Here is a 19,190-nt window from a genome sequence, read left to right as displayed (position 1 = left end):
AAACCGCTCAGGAAGGGTCAGAGCTACAGGTTCTTCTTAATCAAGAAGCACATTTAGAAATGAAGGGATACCATCCTGATTTTGGTGAAGTGAAGGTAAGAGAATTGCTTTCTACATGGGTTGTCCATGACTTAACACATATCGCTCAAATGTTAGGATTATGGCGAATCGATACAGAACGGATGTAGGACCATGGAGCGAATATTTAGGGATAATCAAGAAGTAATATAAATAACGGAAATAATGCTAAAAAATACCTCGAAATGATTTCTAGCCAAATTCTACTTAGCTCGTAGCAGGCTAACTAATCAAGTTAAGTCGGTGTTGTTTGAATCGGATAAAAGCAATTAATAAAACGATGCTGAGATTTGGCTTTTGAATGAATACTAAAAACCGTATTTAAAATCCTTCATAAGAAATTCGAATTTCATGGCTCCACCTTGGTTCAATAATTAAATAGAACCCTGTTGCTTAAAGTTAATAGGTTTATCTGTCTAAGAATCGTTAGTATTGAGCAGTAAAAAAGACAGCCTTAAGTGATTAACACTTTAGACTGTCTTTTCATTTGTAAACGACAATTATGATTGTGTCCAATAGTTATCTAGCTCTTGATCTACATATACCCAGCCCTTCCATGCAATATGAATCGTATCCATAATAAAATAAGGGTCATATTCATGATCTGAGAAATTAACATATGGAACATTTGCATTTGTTAATACTTGCTCCATTTTTTCATAGTATTTTTGACGACGCTCCTGTGGATATTCGTTGTAGTCATACCAATAGCCATTTACAGGAATTGAAATAAATAATGGCTTTGCACCGGCATCCTTTAAAATATCTATGACGAGCTGAAAATCCTCATATTCGGGTGATACTGTATAATCTTCGTTCTTACGAGAGCCTTTAAACTTTGTTAAATCAGCATTGACAAGACGTTTATAAAATTTATTTTCAATCATTAAATCATTGGTTACACGTTTCTTGCCATATTTCTCGGCATTTTTTAATTGTTGCTCAAATGTTTGGTTTGCCACCAGCTTGTCATTACTTTTTAATTTATGTGACTCTCTAGGGAAAAGTGAGTAATATAAATCTTTTTTCTCCAGCAATGCCTTTTGGAAATGACCTGCCAACATTGCAAGTCGTCCAACAATAGGTCGTTCTTTACCATTCGATAATTGATATTGATAGATTGTTCTTAATAATTGGTCTCGATTCACTGTTTCAAATTCTAGCAGACGCTCCATTGCTCGATTTCGAAGCTTTACATCAATGTCCTTATTGTAAGCTAAATCATAGGCATGCAGCATAGAATAGTTAGGAGAAAAGTGTAATTCACCCATTCCTTTCTTCGTAAACCATTGAGGAGAAACGATGAAAACAATTTTTTTATCCTTTAAATTTTTCTCCTGTGCAGCAAAATTTAAAAAGTGGGTAATAGACTGCATTCCCCCTCGCCCTATCATAAATGTCGAATACGGTGCATTTGTTGCACGTGCATAATTATAGGGATGGAAGGGGTCAAAACGATTTAATTCGGATGAGCCGTATAAAGGCATTGAATTCGGCTCCTGTAGCATTCTCTCCTGTAAGTACATGCCCTGGAACACTAATGGAGACATGTTCGTTTTTGCCTGTTCTACATCTTCATCTGAAATCCATGCTTTAATCCATGAATTTGGGAAAAATACGAAGACAGCAAATAGAACAAAGGCAATGAATAGCGATAAAAAGCCTTTCTTAATCATTGTCTTTCAGCTAATTTCGCTACAATACGATTTGGCGTGTTCCATTCCTCACGATTGAAATCAGTAATTGGTACTGAGATATTAAAGCGGTTTTCAATTTCGACTAATAGATTAATGGTACCGAATGAATCAAGTAGTCCCTCTTCAAATAAATCGATATCTGGGTTTTCTACAATGATATCATCTTCGCATAATTCTACTAGCATTTCTAAAACTTGTTGTTTCTCCATAGTTCAAATTCTCCTTTAATTTAGGCTGTGTTTAACAAAGCCCTTGTTTAAAATAATTTTCCTGAAAAAATATAAAAGCCAAAACAAACAGCATTAAAAGTGATAAACACACCAATTGCATGTGTCCATTTATTTTTCGGCCAAAGCTTACGTTTTTTGTTCCACCGTTCAAATTTATCGAAGCTAATGATTAGCAGGGCATGGTAGAGTCCATAGACCACAAAGTGCCATTCTAGTCCATGCCAAATCCCCATTAAAAAGAACAGTAAAAAGAAGCCAATATATGAGATTGTAAATTTATTTTTAATCCATTTTTTCTTAGTCATCCAAAGCACAAAGCGCATATAAACATAATCCCTAAACCAGAATGAAAGGCTCATATGCCAGCGATTCCAAAAATCTTTTATATTGCGACTTGAAAAAGGACGATTAAAGTTAATTGGCGTTTGAATGCCCATAATGCGACTGACTCCAACGGCAAAGGCACTATAGCCAGCAAAGTCGAAAAATAAATAGAAGCTATACATATACATATACGCGATTTGCCCTTGAAAAGGTGTCAAATAATTATAGGTATGATTTGGTAAATAAATAAGTGTGTAATTATAAATTAAATAAGCCAAAATGAATTTATATAAAAAGCCTACAAATATATAATTAATCCCACTTAAAAGTAGTTTCTGGTAGTCCTGATTTGACGGAACTGTATGCATATCTTTATAAAAACGTCGCCAACGATCGATAGGACCTGATGAAACGGTTGGGAAGAATAGTAAAAAATAGGCCAGCTCAACTGCTGAAATTTTATCCTTTATTAGACCGTCACGTGTTTCTAAAATCATTTGAACAGATTTAAAGGTAATGTAGGACACTCCTAGGAATCCAAATAAATGATGTAGTCCAAGAATCGGTAGAACCTTTACAAGCACAAGTGGCAAGATAGACAGCAGTACAGCCACAATAAATACTGTCCCACTATTCTTTTGTAGTCGGTATTTTTGATAAGTAATGATTAACAGTAACTGAAATACTGTAAATAGTATGAGAGAGATTGTGCCATTTAAAGAATTACCAAAAATAAGAGCTAAAACAATAATCGAAACAAAGATATTATAGCCTTTTGCAGATTTTTCTCGTAATCCTAATATAATTGTGGGCAGCAATAAAATCCCAATAATAATGAAAAAAACGATATTTCCGTAAGGCGTCATACTGTTTCCATAACCGCCAATCCTTTACGATCAACTTTACCATTTGTATTTAGAGGTAAAGTGTCCATGTATTTGAAGGTTTTTGGAATCATATAGGATGGTAAATACTCAGATAGCAACGATTTAAGTTGCTTCGTCATTTTAAAGGCAGATTCCAGTAATGGCTCACGTAGAACAACGAACGCATTCAGCGAAACAATCTCGCCATCTTTTAATACAGGTACAACAACACAGCTAGAAACGGGTGGTAGATTGCCAATTTGCTTTTCAATTTCCTCGATTTCTAAACGATAGCCATGTAGTTTTACTTGAAAATCCTTACGACCTGAAAAGAACAGATAGCCATCTTTTTCATAGCCAATATCCCCAGTTTTATAAATGCGCTGACTATTTATAGTAGGAAAGGCCTTTTGCGTTAAATCAGGTGCACCAAGATAGCCAGCACTAACTGTTGGTCCTGAAATAATAATCTCGCCATCCTCTAATAGAGAAAGATTTGGTTCTGATAGCGGAGCAATTGGCAGTTGATCAAATTGCTCCAACAGTGCTGATGAGACCTCTACAAAAGATACAGCAACGGTTGTTTCAGTAGGCCCGTATAAATTAAAAATAGTCGCCTGTGGGAAGCGTTGCATTAATTCTTGTGCAACGGATACTGGTAAAACCTCTCCACAGAATAAAAATGTATCTAAAGCGGGCATTAACTCCTGATGCCATTCTTTGTTCATTAAGCACATTTTCGCAAAAGACGGTGTGGAGGTCCAAACACGGATTTCAGCTGTTGCTAGTGCATCAAATAACGATTTTGGATAAGCAATTTGCTCTTGTGTAATAGCGTAAAGCGTTTGCCCATTTACCAATGCAGGGTATAAATCCATTACTGATAAATCAAAGGAATAGGGAGCCTGATTTAAAAACACACCAGATTCCTGTAATGGGAAGTGCTTATTCATCCAAGCAACAAAATGAGCTAGGTTATTGGCTGTAATTTGAACACCCTTAGGTTTACCAGTTGAACCAGATGTGTAAATAATATAATAAACATCCTGCTCCTGAACCCATAAGGAAGGCTCTACCGAAATCGTAGAAGGCTGTGTGATTATATCACTTACCTCCACTTCAGGAATAGACAATGGAGCACTTAATGATTCTGTTTTTAGTAGCATGCAGGCTTCAGAGGCTTCAATTATAAGCTGTAGTCTTTCAGAAGGCGTGGACGAGTCAACTGGTACATATGGGTGCCCAGCCTTTACAGCGCCTAAAAAGGCAACAATTTGCAATGGTGACATATGACCGTAGACGACAATGGGCTGTTTTCTTTTTAAGTCCTGAGCTAGTAAGTACTGTGCTACACAATCAGAGAGATACCAAAGCTCACTATACGTTAAGGACTCACGATTGGTTTGATACGCAGTTTTTTGTGGCTGCTGTAGCGCCACATTTTGAATAGCTGCTAATATACTTAACATCAATAATTCTCCTTTTTTTAAAATTCCGTATATATAAATGGTCCAGCGTTCATATCATGGAACCCATGAATAATAAACAAAAGCACCAATATGATAAAATAAAATAATGTAAAGCCTATAAAACGTAATAGCTCATTATTTTTAATGGATTGCATCAGGTCACCTCCAATTAATAATTAAAAAGGATTATAACCTTGTAAATATACTAAATAAATAGATATTTTTTCAAGTTATTTTTTATAACCTTTGTATTAAAATTTTTAACACTGTTTTGACGGAATGTGGAGAAAAATGTTGCTGTATTTTGTAATATTCATTAAATCATAAGATTAATTTAAGATTAAATTAAGGTTTGGGAAAAATTGATAGATCATCATGCCTTTAAATCAAAAAAAGGACCATCATCAGTTAATCAAATCAACTTATGATGGCACCTATATTTTTATCCCGCTAAAATGTACGGAACATCATTTAATTAACAGCATCTAACACTTTTTTGGAAACATAAAAATCCGTTCCATTGTAGACATTAATGGTATCAAATGTATATGTTTTGGTCATATTGCCTGAGGCTTGCTCATAAATCATAATGTTTTTATTTACAGGGATTGTTAATGTAATATCCTTTTTTTGTGCAATAAATTTCGGGTTTTCCTTATCTGATAGATCTATCTTTGTCGTATAGCCCTTTTCAGTAAAAGCTTTTGTGGCAGGGATATATAAATCCTTCGTCAGCTTATTTAAATCAAAGCTCATAAATTGCGCCATTGCATATGCTATTTCTGTGTTTTCAACAAGACCAGTTATTGTGGAAGGTCCAAATGAATAAAGAAATACATCCTCACCAGTATGGCCACCTGTTGTAAAACCAATATTCGCTCGTTTGGCTAGCATCTGTCCCATCTCTTTGCTCACATTCCTAGAAGCTGTTAAGGTTGTCCGCTCTTCTTTAGATAAGTCTGTTAAACCATAAAGTGCTGCTACTTCTATCATATTGGATTGGTTTTGCTTCAATCGGCTTAAAGCACCCTCAAGAGTCATTTTAGCTTTCTTTAATGGATCAATAAAGGCAGAAACAGGCATGCTGGCATAAGTCTTTGTTGTATTTGTATTACCCATAGTAATACCGCTATTACCATGATCTGTTACGGCAATGACCATTGTATGCCCATCCACCTTGGCAAAATCAAGTGCTTTTTGGACAGCCTCATCAAACGCTAAAATTTCACTGATAATGCCGATTGTATCGTTGGCGTGTGCTGCCCAATCTACCTTACTGCCCTCTACAAATAAGAAGAAGCCTTTGTCATGCTGCTTAAGCGTTTGAATAGCTTTACTTGTCATTTCAGCAAGCGTCGGTTCGGATGCGCTTGTGATAGGGCGATCTATATTGTAGGCAAGTGCGTTTGGAGCAAAGCTTCCCCAAATTTTTAATGAGGTACTTTTTAAAAGCTCATCACGAGTTTTTACGATGTCATAATTTTTTTCTTTTAGGACATTCACTAAGTTCTCGCCATCTTTACGAGCATTTTTAGTAGTACCTGGAATGAGAGATGCGAAGCCACCACCTAACACAACATCAATATCTTGATAGACCTGCTGCTCAGCGATGTCATCATATTGGCTTCTATTTTTAACATGTGCAGAAAAGCCTGCTGGTGTTGCATGTTGAATTTCAGAAGTAGAGATTAGCCCAGTTGCCATGCCCTGCTGTTTCGCTCCTTCTAAAACATTGGCTACAGGACGAGTAGCATCATCTTTGGCTAATTGCGCTAACCCTGGAGAATTGACAATGGCTGGCAGTACACCAACAAATTTACGATTTGATTTATGTCCAGTGGCTAATGCAGTAGCGGCGGGTGCAGAATCGGTAAGGGCAGATTCTGCAGAGTACGTACGAACTGCGCCAGTTAAAATCGCATCTAATGCCAGATTGCTACCCTTATACCATCGGGAGAGTGTGACAGCGTTATTACTACTCCCATCCATCACCATCATAATAACATTTGCTGGCTGAGTAACTTTAGCAGCTTGTACTTGTGGTAGAGCGATATTTGTCGCCGAAAAAATCATTGCACTAGCTATAACCCATGAACGCCATTTTAGTAAGTATTTCATGATGTAGTCTCCTTTAGGTTAATTTTAAAAGTAGTGTAACGAACGTTTATTCAGACAATCTCACCAGCTATGTTGTAGCGTTAAATTATAGTGCAAATTCATAAATCGTATATACTCCCACCGTCTATTGTTTCATAATTTAAAATGCTATTAGCAGTGAAGAGATTCCATACCTCTTCTATAACACTTCCTCCGACCGTTGTCATAATCACTGCAATAAAGCCCATCCTCATAAATAGCCAAGTAGTAGCAAGCTGTTTGCTTATTTTGCCGTGTTGCTAAATCAAAGCTATACCAAGTTGTCACGAATGCTATTGAAGTAATTAATATCATTCGTATTGACATACCACATATCATACATAAACTAGTCCTTACTTGTAGCTACTAAATAGTTGCCTTTGACCAATAAATGATCTTGACTTAGTTTTTCATTATTCATAAAAAATATTCGTAGGAAATTACATAAGATTCATTTGGATTAACATCATTTATTGACAAAGGTATCAATTTTTTAAATAAGGTCCATTCAAAAGTCAAGAAATAACCAGCAAGCTATTCATGAATAATGTAAGCGAGGTGGATGGGTAAGGACAGGTAGAGAAATTGGGCAATTTACAGATATTTTTAATCTAAGTTTGTCATGGCAACCTTTTTTTGTTATAATGTGGTGTGTTGTGATGTTTCGAAGTTCGGGAGGTGCAGTGGATGCATACAGTAGTATTAGTTTCATTAATTATCGTATCATTAGCATTGATTGTGGTCGTATTACTTCAATCTAGTAAAAGTGCAGGCTTGTCAGGTGCCATCTCGGGTGGAGCTGAACAACTATTTGGAAAACAAAAAGCACGTGGTATGGATCTTATCCTTCACCGTGCAACAATTGTGTTAGCAATTTTATTCTTTATTTTAGCAATCGCTATTACAAAAATCTAATAGTTGAAGATATATCGCCTAACCGAATTGGTTGGGCGTTTTCTTTTATCCAAGATGTAAATGAGAACAGACGGATAGAAAACCGAAAGTGATGGATAGGACCATTAAATAGACGGATAGTGCATCATCACTGATGTAGAATCTCTAGTAAATGGCTATAATGGTGATAGTATGTATTGGTATGAAGGAGAGCTTGCAATGAACAAAACTTTATCTCAACCATTTTTCTTTCAGGCAGGAGCACGAGCAGTATTATTATTGCATGGTTTTACAGGAAGCTCAGCAGATGTTCGAATGCTTGGTAGATTTTTAGAGAAAAAAGGGTATACTACATTAGCACCTCACTATAAAGGTCACGGTGTGGAACCAGAAGAACTTATCACAACAGGACCTGCTGATTGGTGGCAGGATGTCGTAGCTGCCTATAAGCAGTTACAGGATGCTGGTTATCAGGAGATTGCAGTTGCAGGTCTTTCATTAGGCGGTGTGATGGCACTTAATGTGGCATTAAATAACCCAGTAAAAGGAATCGTTACAATGTGTGCCCCGATGACAATGCGTACAACCGATGTCATGTTTGAGGGAGTCTTGAAATATGCAAGAGACTATAAGAAATTCCAAGGCAAACAGGATGAGCAAATCGAAGCAGAGGTTACAAGCATTGCTGAAAAAGGTATGCCATCTTTACAGGAGCTACGAGAATTTATTGCCCGTACCCGTCAAGAAATTGACATGATTTATGCCCCAATTTTTGTCGTTCAGGCAACAAATGACGAGGTAATTGAGACAGAATCTGCCAACATTATATATAATCAAACTGAGTCACTTGAAAAGCACATCAAGTGGTATGAAAACTCAAAGCATGTTATTACATTAGATCAAGAAAAAGATCAGTTACATGAAGATATTTATCGCTTTTTAGAAGGCCTAAATTGGGCACAATAAACAAATAGGATTTTCTCATGAAGGAGGGAAATTATGAAAGACCAAAAGGATTCACTACAAAATCGTTTACTCGAATTTTTCGGTGAAGAAGATTATAAACCTTTAACCGTTGGCGAAATTGAGGACGTATTTGGCTTTGAGGATGCTGACGAGTTTAAAGAGCTTGTAAAAACTTTAGTGCGCATGGAGGGGGAGGGCTTAGTTGTCCGTTCACGTTCTAATCGTTATGGCTTGCCAGAGCGCATGAATTTACTAAGAGGTAAATTTATCGGTCATGCAAAGGGCTTCGGCTTTGTGACGCCTGATATCGAGGGAATGGATGATGTCTTCATTCCACCGCATGAAGTAAATGGTGCTATTAACGGTGATATCGTTCTGATCCGCGTGTTAAAGGAATCTTTCGGTGATCGTCGAGAAGGAACGGTAACAAAGGTAGTTGAACGTGGACAAACAAGCTTTGTCGGCACTTTCCAAGCAAATCGTGGCTTTGGCTTTGTTGTCTTAGACGATAAAAAGCTACCAATGGATATTTTTATTGCAAAAGGTGATACATTAGGTGCCGTTGACGGACACAAGGTTGTCGTTGAGGTCGCTACTTGGCCAGAGGATTTAAAATCAGCTACAGGCTATATTACAAAGATTTTAGGCCATAAAAATGATCCAGGTGTGGATATTCTTTCTATATTATATAAGCACGATATTCCACCAGAGTTCCCTGATGAAGTGATTGCTGCTGCACAACGAGTGCCAGATGAAATTACTGAGGCTGATATAGAGGGCCGTCGTGATTTACGTCATGAAACGATTGTCACAATCGATGGAGCAGACGCAAAGGATTTGGATGACGCAGTTACTGTAACAAAAAATGGTGACGGTACTTATAAGCTTGGCGTACATATTGCAGACGTTAGTTATTATGTAACGCAAGGCTCAGTCATTGACATTGAAGCCTATGATCGTGCGACAAGTGTATATTTAACAGACCGTGTAATCCCAATGATTCCACATCGTTTATCGAATGGTATCTGTTCTTTAAATCCTCAGGTTGATCGATTAACATTGTCCTGTGAAATGATTATTGATGCTAATGGGAATGTGATTTCACATGAAATTTTCCAAAGTGTCATTAAAACAACAGAGCGCATGACGTATAAGGACGTTTACAAAATATTAGTTGAGCAGGACGAGGATCTAATTGCCCGTTACGAGCCTCTTGTACCAATGTTTAAAAACATGGCAGAGCTATCATCGATTTTACGTCATAAACGTGAAATGCGTGGAGCGATCGATTTTGACTTTAAAGAATCCAAAGTTATTGTCAACGAGGATGGCTGGCCAGTAGATATTGAATTACGCGAACGTACAGTAGCAGAGAAATTAATTGAAGATTTTATGCTAGCTGCCAATGAAACCGTAGCAGAGCACTTCCACTGGATGAATGTACCGTTCCTATACCGTATTCACGAAGATCCAAAGCCAGAAAAGCTCCAACGCTTCTTTGAATTTGTCACGAATTTCGGTATTTTAATTAAAGGTACTGGCAACACCGTTCATCCAAAAGCTTTACAGGATGTTTTAAAGGCGATTGAGGGAATGCCAGAGGAGCCTGTGATTTCAACGATGCTTCTACGCTCAATGCAGCAGGCAAAATATTATCCAGAAAGCCTTGGTCACTTTGGCTTATCAACAGATTTCTATACACACTTTACATCACCAATTCGTCGTTACCCAGACTTAATCGTGCATCGTTTAATTCGAACGTATTTAATTAATAAAGATACATCGAGAGAAACGATTGCACAATGGAGTATGGCAATGGATGAAATTGCTGACCATACATCAGAGCGTGAACGCCGAGCTGTCGATGCAGAGCGTGATACCGATTCACTGAAAAAGGCCCAATATATGTCCGATAAAATTGGTGAGGAGTTCGAAGGAATCGTCTCATCCATCACAAACTTTGGAATTTTCGTGGAGCTACCAAATACGATTGAAGGACTTGTCCATATTAGCAATATGACAGATGACTACTACCATTTTGACGATCGTCAAATGATGATGATTGGTGAACGAACAAATCGTCAATTCCGCATTGGTGATGAGGTCATGGTTCGTGTAGCAAATGTTATTATTGAGGAGTCATCCATTGACTTTGAAATCGTTGGAATGGTAACTTCATATGGACGAACACGCAAAGCAGCCCCTACTGTTATTCACGCTCGTAAAAATTACAGCGACAACAAAGGCGGAAGCAGTAGCCGTAGAGGCAGTCGCAACGAGGACGATCGAGGTGGCCGTGGAGGTCGTAGAGGCGGTCGCAGCGAGGAAGAACGAAGCAGTCGTGGCAGTCGCAGAGGTGGTCGCAACGAAGAAGAAAGAAACAGTCGTGGCAATAGCAGAGGCGGTCGCAACGAAGAGGAAAGAGGCAAACGCGGAGAGCGCCGTGAAAGCGACCGTGATCCACGAGGAGGCCGCAAAGATGGCTCAAGCCCAGGTCCTAAAAAACGCGTAAAGCAAAAGCAAAAGTTCTATGAGGGCATTGCTAAGAAGAACAAAAAGAAAAAATCAAAACGTAAATAAATTCATTAACAATCCAATGCGAGCAGGTTAACCCCTGCTCAACCTTTAAATTAGAGGGTGAAGAATATGGCAAAAGGTACTGGGAAAGTATTAGCACAAAACAAAAAAGCAGGGCATGACTACTTCATAGAAGAGACAATTGAAGCAGGCATGGTGCTAACAGGCACAGAAATAAAATCCATCCGTGCAGGCAAAGTCCAGCTCAAAGACTCCTTTGTCCGCATCCGCAATGGCGAAGCATGGATTAGCAATATGCATGTCAGCCCATTCGATCAAGGCAACCGCTTCAACCACGACCCGCTACGCGCCCGCAAGCTGCTGCTCCATAAAAAGCAAATCGGCGAGCTAGTCGGTGCCGTTAAACGTGACGGCTACACAATCGTCCCATTAAAAATGTACATCAAGGACGGCTACGCCAAGCTCCTAATCGGCGTAGGTAAAGGGAAAAAAGACTACGACAAACGCGACGACATGCGCAAAAAAGAAGCCAAACGCGAGATGGAACGTGCCTTTAAAGCAAAAAATCAATTTTAATAGATTGGGAGAAAGCTCCTGAGGATGGATAGAATGGCGGAAGTGAAGGATAGAAGTTGAAATGTGACGGATAGAACTGCGAGAGTGATGGATAGGTTCTACTGTTCTAGCCAATTTCTTCTAAGTTAGCAGGATACTTGAACTATCGTTAGTTTTGTTTTATAATATGTATTACTGATTGCCAGATTTCATGGAAGCGTACTTTTAGCTCCCACCGTACTAGAAGCAATTCTAGCTCCTTTACTTGAACGAGGCCAAGCCGCTTCGATTCATATTCAAGGGGACGTTACGGATTCGACAGGGATGGTTCAAGCTTTGGTCGCGCGTCGGAGGGCTCGGCTCCGTCATCAACGACAGTTATATAATAACTGGCAAACAACAAAACTTAGCTTTCGCAGCGTAAGCTCTTAAGCGCTCTGCCTCTCTATCGCCCATGTAGAGAACGTGGGGCCCAACTTTAGTGGGATACGGTCGATGGTGCCACCTGAGTCATCGGCAAGAGATTTCCAGGTTAGCGTACAGGACGCCTGTTTGTCGGCATAATGTTACGTGAATCGTAAATAGGCAAACTACACGCGTAGAAGCTGAAGTATTGGAGTTTCTGGACGCGGGTTCGACTCCCGCCGTCTCCATAATTTACCAGCCTATAAACGGCGGTATATCAACGATTTTCGAGGTTAGGGATATTGAATGGGAGTTGAACTCTTGTTGAATATCCCTATTTTCACTTTGACACAAAATGATCTATTTGAGTATTTGTTTAATTCCTAATAACTCCATTATGAATAATTTTAAAATTAAGAAATAAAATTTTTATTCGCATCATAATCAACTATATGGAAACAATGAATATAATAGTACCATCTGAAAGTTTTTTTGAATTATTATTTTTTTGCTATTAAAAAGCTAAACGATGAATAAAAAATAAATAATGACTAAAACTGTTTTACTATTGTTCACAATATTCTATTCGCTAAGATAATAATACGAGGGGTGTTATTTATGAAATCATTGAATCCGATTTCACAAGAAGAGCGTCGTAAACGTATTCAGTTTGCAGTTGGCATGGCAGCTATCGATGGTGGAAAACCTACTGCTTTCACACAAAACTTACTGGACCAATATGAAAAAGGTGAAGTAACAACAAGTTATCTAAAACAAGCTATTATTGAAAAGTATGCAAGGGCGGCACATTAATAACTATTATGGACCCGTATGTATATGAAAACTCTAATGTTTTAAAAAATAAGTTAAACATTCGAGATGAACTAGAATTAATTAATATTGAAGCCCAATTTTTAATTGTTGGTATTTTAGATATTGATGAAATTTTATCAGACATTGATTTTTTTCATTTATCTAGTCTACAAAAGGTTCATTATTTTCTATTTCAATCAATTTATGAGTGGGCAGGAGAATTTCGTACAGTCAATATTTATAAGAGCGAAAAAGTTTTAGGTGGTGTATCTGTTGCATATAGCGATACTACATGTATTGAGACAGATCTAAAACTCATTTTTGATTGGACTGCTTCAATTAGTTGGAGTGTTTCTAACAACCAATTAGCTCAGAATTTCTCCAGACTCATGACAGATATATGGCGTGTTCATCCTTACCGTGAAGGAAATACTCGCACTGTCTCGATATTTATGAAGCTTTTTGCAGATGCACAAGGTTTACAATTCAATGAACAATTGCTTTCCAAAAATGCAGGGTATGTAAGGAATGCCTTAGTATTAGCCGCTGTTGAAGAATCTCCTGAACCAGAATATTTATTAAAAATAATTACAGATGCACTAGGTTTAGCTAAAACAGGTTTTGTACCTAAGCAGAAAACAAATGATGAGAAATATAAAATAATTGAACAATATCGTGTTTCAAATTATGAAGAAAAGCCTTTTACAATCGGAACAAACTTAAATAAAAAGTGAAAAAGAACCAATACGATTTTCATATTGGTTCTTTTTTATATACAAGAGCTTAATATAATTTTGTTAGAATATTTAGATAGGTTTGGCATTATAACTTCAATGTTAATCCTGTGAGCCATTTTAAAGCTTTAGACCAGTGTTTTTCTAATGTAGCCCATTGATTTTCAATGACTATAGGCTACCCTATTCATGATATTGTAAAAGTTGCATAATTAATGGGCTTTGCTGTTATAAATATGGGTTATCAGGAAGATAAAGTAGATACATTTAAATCACGTAAAGAGGCTCAAGATGCTATGAATCAGTTGCAGTTCAAGGTATACAGTGGCACATAAAAAAGTGTAAATCCTCCTCTGTACTGCTTACGGAACAGAGTGTAAGGTATTAGTAGCTTCCATACTTATCATATTATTTATAGCGTTTAAAGACAAATTAGAGTTTGTAGAAAAATAAAAGAACAAGTCTAAAAAAGAGCTTGTTCTAATTATTCATATATTAAATATAATTTTCTAATATTAGCTTTGATATCCTCTGTTTCAACAATATAAACCATCACCGCTATATATTTATTTTCATTCTTCACTGTGCTACGATACCCTACCGCTTCACCGGAGAATAATTCTCCAACCTCCCATCCCTGGTATATAATCATTAGAAGTTACTCCCATCACGTCATACATAGTCATTGGCAATTCTCCCATTTCTGTTTATTTCCGTAAAAGTTATCAAGATCATCAAACGAAGCTCTGAAGATATTTAAATTAGAGTCATTCAGCTCTAGCGTACCTTGAATGAATCCTAGCATGTCATCTGAGACATTAGAAGCGTCTTCAGCCCATTTGTTCACCACTTTGTATACTTCTTTGTCATAAGCCGTTATGTTGGTCATAAGGGTCGATGTAGCTAAGTTCTGAGTGATGCCGTTATAAGCGCTGATTGCGTTATCGAAATTTAGTGATCCATCTTCATTAAGTGCCACTCGTTTAAACACTAGGTAATTTGCATACATTTCGTCTAAAGCGATTGCGTTTTCAGGTGACAGACAAGATTTATCAGTAGCAGGCTTATGGATCATCTCAACCGGTTCTACTTCTTTTGTTTCTACCACCTCAGCATTTTCACCTTCAGGGCTCAAACTTTCTTGCTTGTTCTTTGTAAGATAACTGTCGGGAGATACGAGATACCATATAGCTATGATACCCATCACTATAATAGATGTTAAAATTGCAATTATTACTTTGTAAACATTATTCTTTTTCATTGTTCAATAACCTCCAAATTTTGTCCTGAAATATAACCAAGATTTGTTTCTCCTCCACCATATTCATAACTAACCATAAACCTCCATCGTAATCGTTGGCATTATATCAGTTAAAGTTGTCTTCAAGTGCAGTTGTAATTCTATAATGCGTTGCTTACAGAGACAGAGTGTAAGATAGAGTAGTACCTTCCATACTTATCATATTATGTAAAGCGTTTGAAGACAATTAGAGTTTGAAGACAAATGAAAAGAACAAGCCAAAACGAAGCTTGTTCTAATAATTCATATACTGAATAAAATTTTCAAATGCATTAGCTTTGATTTCCTCTGTTTCAACAATATAAACATCTGATGTAATGTCCTTAAAGCTATGACCCAACCGCTTCTTTATGTTGTAATGTGTTGCACCACTTATATAGTACATTGTAGCATTCGTCCTTTAAAATCATGAGGTGAAATCTTTTTTAGTTTATATTTTTTGGGATATTATAGCATCAGTCCCATGCCTTTGAAGGGAATAGAATATTATATTGCTTGTCCGTAAATACTAGCCTATCAGTACTTAAATTACAATTGAAAAATTATCTTTTTTGTGAATGTTGATAAACCCAGACCACAACTTAACAATTTCCTCTTAAATGAATTAAAGTTGCAGATTGTATATATAATTTGCGAATAATGGAGCTTCCATTTGAGCAGCAGTCTATTACAAGTAAAAAGGGATAATTATGATAAAATAGTAATATAAATTATGTTTAGTTAAATTATATATATCTTTTAACCAGAGTATTGTGATAAGGAGTAAAGAAATGACAGCTATCGAAATACTATCATGGCCTTTTATACAAGAAAGTATCAATCAAATCAACAACAAAGAGCAGTATTTAAATTATCCAGTCATTTATGTTTTAAATGGCAATAAAGAAGCTTATATTGGTGAAACTGTTTATTTTAAAAATCGTATGAAAGCTCATTTAAAAGCACGTAAAAATATTAAACAAGTAAATTTGATTAAGCACGAACACTTTAATCGTTCAGCAACATTTCATCTAGAGACAAAGCTGATTAACTACTTCCTTGGTGATGAAAAATATACGCTTCAAAATAAAAGTAAGACGGCTAGCGATTTTACTCATAACTACTACAATAAGCCTTATTACGATCAACAACTATTTGAAGAACTTTGGCAAAAACTATATGAACAAAAGCTTGTCGACAATGAGCTGCATGTGATTGAAAACAAAGATATTTTTAAATTATCTCCTTTCAAAGAATTATCTTTAGAACAACTTGAATTAAAAGATAAAGTACTCGAATTTTGTGAGAAACTAGTAACTCAAAACTCAAGTAAATATGGAAGTCTATTAGTCATTGAAGGTGAAGCGGGCGTTGGTAAAAGTGTTGTCTTAAGTTCTATTTTCAACACCATTCAAGAAAGAGCTGAAGAAGCATCCTCAAACTTATATCGTACAGAAAATTATTTAGCTGTGAACCATGAGGAAATGTTTAAAACATATAAAAATATAGCAAAACAAGTGAAACATTTAAAAGGAAAAAACTTTGCAAAACCTACATCTCTGATTAATATGTTGCAAAAAGAGGGAAAAAAGGCTGATATCATTTTCGTTGATGAAGCACATTTATTGCTAACAAAGCCAGATACTTATAATGGCTTCCACGGCAATAATCATTTAGAGGAGTTTTTGAAGCTAGCAAAGGTAGTTGTCATTATTTATGATCAAGGTCAAGTATTAAAACTGAAGAGTCTATGGGGAGCAGCAACATTAGAAGGGCTTAAGAAATTAAGTACTTTTCACGAAGAATACCAGTTAACAAACCAATTCCGCATGCAAGCAAATGATGACGTAATCAATTGGATAAACGAATTCAAGCGAAAAAAATTATTGCCGCTTCCTAAAGATAAAAACTATGAATTTGAAGTATTTGAATCTTTGAAGGACATGCATGATGAAATTAAATCCCAAAATACTCAGCACGGTTTAAGTCGTGTTGTATCAACGTTTGATTACATACATAAAAAAGATGGTGGGACCTACTACGTGAAAGAATCAAATGGTGAATACCAACTGCCATGGAATACAACAAGTACGAAATATACATGGGCAGAAAAAGCAGAAACCGTTCACGAGGCTGGATCAATTTATACAATACAAGGCTTTGATTTAAATTATGTTGGTGTCGTGCTTGGGCCATCTGTTCAATATGACGCTGCTAAAGATGAAATCAGCATTGATACGAGTAAGTATATGGACAAAGGTGCATATACAGGTATGGACGGAATTGAAAATGTAAATGAAGCAAAGGAAAAAATCGTCCTAAACTCAATCAATATCTTGATGAAGCGTGGAATTAAGGGTCTGTTCATTTATGCAAGTGATGAAGCATTGCGCAATAAACTTTTAGCATATCAAAAAGTAGGTGAATAGCATGAGTGAGTTAGAGCAACTACGTGAAAATATTTTGCAATTTCGAGACCAACGTAACTGGCAGGAATTCCATAATCCTAAGGATCTAGCGCTCTCCTTATCACTAGAAGCAAGTGAATTATTAGAGCTATTTCAATGGAAAACGAGTGAGGAAGCAGTTGAAAAGAACTTAGATAAGATGAAGGATGAGCTAGCAGATGTTTTGATTTATGCGATATTGTTTGCGAATGAGACGGATATGGACTTAGTAAATATAATAAATAATAAACTTCAAAAAAATAATAGGAAATATCCTATTGAAAAGTTTGCTGGAAAAAATACTAAATACAATGAGATATAAATATTAATACAAATATATAATATTCATCTAAATAGCAGTTTAAAAAACCTTAGTTTTCGTTTTGAAGTGACCCCTAAAAGTTAGACACGGTTATTTCTTTAGGCAGCTTGGGTAAAATGAGTTTGGTATTGCACCGGACTCATTTTTAATTTTGCCTTAATACGTTTCGTATTATAGTAATTAATATATTTTTCTTTTCTAGTTCTATTTTAAAATGCTCTATACTTTTAAATTCCTTTATGTAAAGGGTAAGCCTGTAACGCATATAAACCTCCGGTACGATAAATGTATCAAAGATTAGAGGAGGTGCTTCTTTATGTCAACTACCAAACTAACAATTGTCCCTGTGACGCTAAATCCAATCACTGACAACTCATCATCAACAACTCCACTACAAAACTCTCCTGAGCCGAGCTACATCATTAAAACAACTAGTGCTGAAATTTCCTTCTTTAATGGCGTAGATGAGCGCATCATCCAAACGATTATGAAGGAGTTGAATAATCAATGAAGCAAGATTTTACGAGCGTGCAGAACATCTACATTATTTGCGGTAAGACCGATATGCGTAAAGGTATTGACGGTATCGCAACACTCATTCAGGATGCTTTTAAACTTGATCCATATAGTGATTCCATCTTCTTATTTTCTGGAACGAGTAAAGACCGTTATAAATGTTTGTATTTTGATAGAGATGGCTTCGCCATACTTTANNAAGTACGTAACCTTTCACAAAAGGAACTTCGCTAGCTTTTAGAAGGTTTATCGCTTCAGCAGCCAAAAGCAATTACGAAATCTACAAAAGGTGTCTTTTAAACCCACCTATCAAGATGGCATAATCATCCATAACTTATACTGAACGGAAATGTGGTGAATGAATTGACGAACGTTCCTAATCGAGAAAATCAAAATGAAAGATTAATTCGAATGCTTGAGCAACAATTAGCTCAGTCAAATCGAAGCATTGACTGAACAAGTTCGCCAATTAACCAAGGCTTTATATGGTTCAAAATCGGAAAAATTAAAGTATCAAGCGCCAGACGGACAAGGCTCCTTATTCGATGACGATCCGTCTTTTAACGAATCTGAGCACACAGAAGAACAAAGCACAGCGACGATTACTTATACTGTTAACCGTAAATTACATAAGAAAAAACGGAATGATTCTTTTCATGATGGGATTGAAATAGAAGAAATTCACCATCATCCCACCAATACACAATGCAACTGTTGCCTTGGCCCAATGACCGAAGCCGACATTAACAGCAGAATCTGTTCTGCATGTAGATGAAACCTATGCGCAAATAATCAAACAGACGGAAAATCCGGTCAATCAAACGCCTATAATTGGGTGTTCCGAAGCGTGCCAAGCCAAGGACCGATCATCGTTCTTTTTCAAAGTGCATTATCGAGAAGTCGTTCTGTACTAGCAAAATT

General features: G+C 36.6%; 19 protein-coding genes, 1 other RNA gene and 3 pseudogenes. 13 read left to right on the top strand and 10 right to left on the bottom strand.

The features are described 5' to 3' along the window. Window positions 1-226: pseudogene (locus B2R82_RS13905) on the top strand (DinB family protein); the annotation flags it as partial. Between the two features lie 352 nt (window positions 227-578). On the opposite strand, the gene dltD reads toward B2R82_RS13905, so the two are convergent. The 6 genes from dltD to B2R82_RS13875 all read right to left on the bottom strand — a co-directional run bounded on the left by dltD (window position 579) and on the right by B2R82_RS13875 (window position 6,782). Continuing rightward, window positions 579-1,754 carry a D-alanyl-lipoteichoic acid biosynthesis protein DltD gene (gene dltD, locus B2R82_RS13900; RefSeq protein WP_286925426.1) on the bottom strand — a complete coding sequence of 392 codons (1,176 nt, stop codon included), beginning with the start codon at window positions 1,752-1,754 and terminating at the stop codon, window positions 579-581. Continuing rightward, a complete protein-coding gene (gene dltC / locus B2R82_RS13895; protein ID WP_054770454.1) occupies window positions 1,751-1,984 on the bottom strand; it encodes a D-alanine--poly(phosphoribitol) ligase subunit 2 in 234 nt (77 codons plus the stop codon). Before dltC ends, dltD begins: the two co-directional genes overlap by 4 nt. A gap of 47 nt (window positions 1,985-2,031) precedes the next feature. Next, on the bottom strand, window positions 2,032-3,195 hold the full coding sequence (gene dltB, locus B2R82_RS13890) for a D-alanyl-lipoteichoic acid biosynthesis protein DltB (protein ID WP_286925425.1): 1,164 nt from the start codon (window positions 3,193-3,195) through the stop codon (window positions 2,032-2,034). Then, window positions 3,192-4,664 (bottom strand): D-alanine--poly(phosphoribitol) ligase subunit DltA, encoded by a 1,473-nt coding sequence (gene dltA / locus B2R82_RS13885; RefSeq protein ID WP_286925424.1) that lies wholly within the window; start codon window positions 4,662-4,664, stop codon window positions 3,192-3,194. Before dltA ends, dltB begins: the two co-directional genes overlap by 4 nt. A gap of 17 nt (window positions 4,665-4,681) precedes the next feature. After that, on the bottom strand, window positions 4,682-4,819 hold the full coding sequence (locus B2R82_RS13880) for a teichoic acid D-Ala incorporation-associated protein DltX (protein WP_054770455.1): 138 nt from the start codon (window positions 4,817-4,819) through the stop codon (window positions 4,682-4,684). A gap of 316 nt (window positions 4,820-5,135) precedes the next feature. Continuing rightward, the gene (locus tag B2R82_RS13875) at window positions 5,136-6,782 is read right to left on the bottom strand and encodes an alkaline phosphatase (RefSeq protein ID WP_286925423.1); all 1,647 of its coding nucleotides are present in this window, start codon (window positions 6,780-6,782) and stop codon (window positions 5,136-5,138) included. 705 nt (window positions 6,783-7,487) lie between these two features. On the opposite strand from B2R82_RS13875, the gene secG reads away from it, so the two are divergent. The 7 genes from secG to B2R82_RS13840 all read left to right on the top strand — a co-directional run bounded on the left by secG (window position 7,488) and on the right by B2R82_RS13840 (window position 13,705). Next, complete coding sequence (gene secG, locus B2R82_RS13870) at window positions 7,488-7,715, top strand: preprotein translocase subunit SecG (protein ID WP_054770456.1); 228 nt, start codon at window positions 7,488-7,490, stop codon at window positions 7,713-7,715. A 198-nt stretch (window positions 7,716-7,913) separates the two neighbouring features. After that, a complete protein-coding gene (locus B2R82_RS13865) occupies window positions 7,914-8,660 on the top strand; it encodes an alpha/beta hydrolase (protein ID WP_286925422.1) in 747 nt (248 codons plus the stop codon). Window positions 8,661-8,693: 33 nt separating this feature from the next. Beyond that, window positions 8,694-11,240, top strand: coding sequence for a ribonuclease R (rnr, locus tag B2R82_RS13860; protein ID WP_286925421.1), 2,547 nt, complete (start codon window positions 8,694-8,696; stop codon window positions 11,238-11,240). Window positions 11,241-11,306: 66 nt separating this feature from the next. After that, window positions 11,307-11,774, top strand: a complete 468-nt coding sequence (gene smpB / locus B2R82_RS13855) for an SsrA-binding protein SmpB (protein ID WP_053995075.1) — start codon at window positions 11,307-11,309, stop codon at window positions 11,772-11,774. A gap of 279 nt (window positions 11,775-12,053) precedes the next feature. Continuing rightward, window positions 12,054-12,409, top strand: a transfer-messenger RNA (tmRNA) gene (gene ssrA, locus B2R82_RS13850). A 367-nt stretch (window positions 12,410-12,776) separates the two neighbouring features. Continuing rightward, entirely contained in the window at window positions 12,777-12,971 is a 195-nt protein-coding gene (locus B2R82_RS13845) for an antitoxin VbhA family protein (protein ID WP_286925420.1), read from the top strand. Between the two features lie 8 nt (window positions 12,972-12,979). Further along, on the top strand, window positions 12,980-13,705 hold the full coding sequence (locus B2R82_RS13840; protein ID WP_286925419.1) for a Fic/DOC family protein: 726 nt from the start codon (window positions 12,980-12,982) through the stop codon (window positions 13,703-13,705). A 484-nt stretch (window positions 13,706-14,189) separates the two neighbouring features. Here the strand turns inward: B2R82_RS13840 and B2R82_RS13835 are convergent, their stop codons facing one another. From B2R82_RS13835 to B2R82_RS13825, 3 genes are all read right to left on the bottom strand, one after another. After that, entirely contained in the window at window positions 14,190-14,357 is a 168-nt protein-coding gene (locus B2R82_RS13835; RefSeq protein ID WP_286925418.1) for a hypothetical protein, read from the bottom strand. Window positions 14,358-14,387: 30 nt separating this feature from the next. After that, on the bottom strand, window positions 14,388-14,966 hold the full coding sequence (locus B2R82_RS13830) for a hypothetical protein (RefSeq protein WP_286925417.1): 579 nt from the start codon (window positions 14,964-14,966) through the stop codon (window positions 14,388-14,390). Between the two features lie 274 nt (window positions 14,967-15,240). Next, window positions 15,241-15,390, bottom strand: a complete 150-nt coding sequence (locus B2R82_RS13825; protein ID WP_286925416.1) for a hypothetical protein — start codon at window positions 15,388-15,390, stop codon at window positions 15,241-15,243. A gap of 385 nt (window positions 15,391-15,775) precedes the next feature. Between B2R82_RS13825 and B2R82_RS13820 the strand changes: the two genes are divergently transcribed. Continuing rightward, the gene (locus B2R82_RS13820) at window positions 15,776-17,413 is read left to right on the top strand and encodes a DUF2075 domain-containing protein (protein ID WP_286925415.1); all 1,638 of its coding nucleotides are present in this window, start codon (window positions 15,776-15,778) and stop codon (window positions 17,411-17,413) included. Window position 17,414: 1 nt separating this feature from the next. After that, on the top strand, window positions 17,415-17,753 hold the full coding sequence (locus B2R82_RS13815; RefSeq protein ID WP_286925414.1) for a nucleotide pyrophosphohydrolase: 339 nt from the start codon (window positions 17,415-17,417) through the stop codon (window positions 17,751-17,753). Between the two features lie 98 nt (window positions 17,754-17,851). On the opposite strand, the pseudogene B2R82_RS13810 reads toward B2R82_RS13815, so the two are convergent. After that, a pseudogene (locus tag B2R82_RS13810) lies at window positions 17,852-18,000 on the bottom strand (IS3 family transposase); the annotation flags it as partial. A gap of 69 nt (window positions 18,001-18,069) precedes the next feature. Here B2R82_RS13810 and B2R82_RS13805 point away from each other — a divergent pair. From B2R82_RS13805 to B2R82_RS24170, 3 genes and pseudogenes are all read left to right on the top strand, one after another. Continuing rightward, window positions 18,070-18,264: a hypothetical protein gene (locus B2R82_RS13805; RefSeq protein WP_286925413.1), complete on the top strand. Its 195-nt coding sequence runs from the start codon at window positions 18,070-18,072 to the stop codon at window positions 18,262-18,264. Then, the gene (gene tnpB, locus B2R82_RS13800) at window positions 18,261-18,503 is read left to right on the top strand and encodes an IS66 family insertion sequence element accessory protein TnpB (protein WP_422655559.1); all 243 of its coding nucleotides are present in this window, start codon (window positions 18,261-18,263) and stop codon (window positions 18,501-18,503) included. Before B2R82_RS13805 ends, tnpB begins: the two co-directional genes overlap by 4 nt. Window positions 18,504-18,680: 177 nt before the next feature. Next, window positions 18,681-19,190: pseudogene (locus B2R82_RS24170) on the top strand (IS66 family transposase); the annotation flags it as partial.

This window comes from Lysinibacillus sp. UBA6686 (assembly GCF_002455205.1).
GTDB lineage: Bacteria > Bacillota > Bacilli > Bacillales_A > Planococcaceae > Lysinibacillus > Lysinibacillus pakistanensis.
The sequence above is the reverse complement of the archived record's forward strand: the minus strand, read 5'-3'. Positions and strand labels throughout refer to the sequence as shown.

Coding starts and splice junctions, on each gene's coding strand:
- dltD (WP_286925426.1), bottom strand. CDS start 1,754: ATGATTAAGAAAGGCTTTTTATCGCTATTCATTGCCTTTGTTCTATTT.
- dltC (WP_054770454.1), bottom strand. CDS start 1,984: ATGGAGAAACAACAAGTTTTAGAAATGCTAGTAGAATTATGCGAAGAT.
- dltB (WP_286925425.1), bottom strand. CDS start 3,195: ATGACGCCTTACGGAAATATCGTTTTTTTCATTATTATTGGGATTTTA.
- dltA (WP_286925424.1), bottom strand. CDS start 4,664: ATGTTAAGTATATTAGCAGCTATTCAAAATGTGGCGCTACAGCAGCCA.
- B2R82_RS13880 (WP_054770455.1), bottom strand. CDS start 4,819: ATGCAATCCATTAAAAATAATGAGCTATTACGTTTTATAGGCTTTACA.
- B2R82_RS13875 (WP_286925423.1), bottom strand. CDS start 6,782: ATGAAATACTTACTAAAATGGCGTTCATGGGTTATAGCTAGTGCAATG.
- secG (WP_054770456.1), top strand. CDS start 7,488: ATGCATACAGTAGTATTAGTTTCATTAATTATCGTATCATTAGCATTG.
- B2R82_RS13865 (WP_286925422.1), top strand. CDS start 7,914: ATGAACAAAACTTTATCTCAACCATTTTTCTTTCAGGCAGGAGCACGA.
- rnr (WP_286925421.1), top strand. CDS start 8,694: ATGAAAGACCAAAAGGATTCACTACAAAATCGTTTACTCGAATTTTTC.
- smpB (WP_053995075.1), top strand. CDS start 11,307: ATGGCAAAAGGTACTGGGAAAGTATTAGCACAAAACAAAAAAGCAGGG.
- B2R82_RS13845 (WP_286925420.1), top strand. CDS start 12,777: ATGAAATCATTGAATCCGATTTCACAAGAAGAGCGTCGTAAACGTATT.
- B2R82_RS13840 (WP_286925419.1), top strand. CDS start 12,980: ATGGACCCGTATGTATATGAAAACTCTAATGTTTTAAAAAATAAGTTA.
- B2R82_RS13835 (WP_286925418.1), bottom strand. CDS start 14,357: ATGATTATATACCAGGGATGGGAGGTTGGAGAATTATTCTCCGGTGAA.
- B2R82_RS13830 (WP_286925417.1), bottom strand. CDS start 14,966: ATGAAAAAGAATAATGTTTACAAAGTAATAATTGCAATTTTAACATCT.
- B2R82_RS13825 (WP_286925416.1), bottom strand. CDS start 15,390: ATGTACTATATAAGTGGTGCAACACATTACAACATAAAGAAGCGGTTG.
- B2R82_RS13820 (WP_286925415.1), top strand. CDS start 15,776: ATGACAGCTATCGAAATACTATCATGGCCTTTTATACAAGAAAGTATC.
- B2R82_RS13815 (WP_286925414.1), top strand. CDS start 17,415: ATGAGTGAGTTAGAGCAACTACGTGAAAATATTTTGCAATTTCGAGAC.
- B2R82_RS13805 (WP_286925413.1), top strand. CDS start 18,070: ATGTCAACTACCAAACTAACAATTGTCCCTGTGACGCTAAATCCAATC.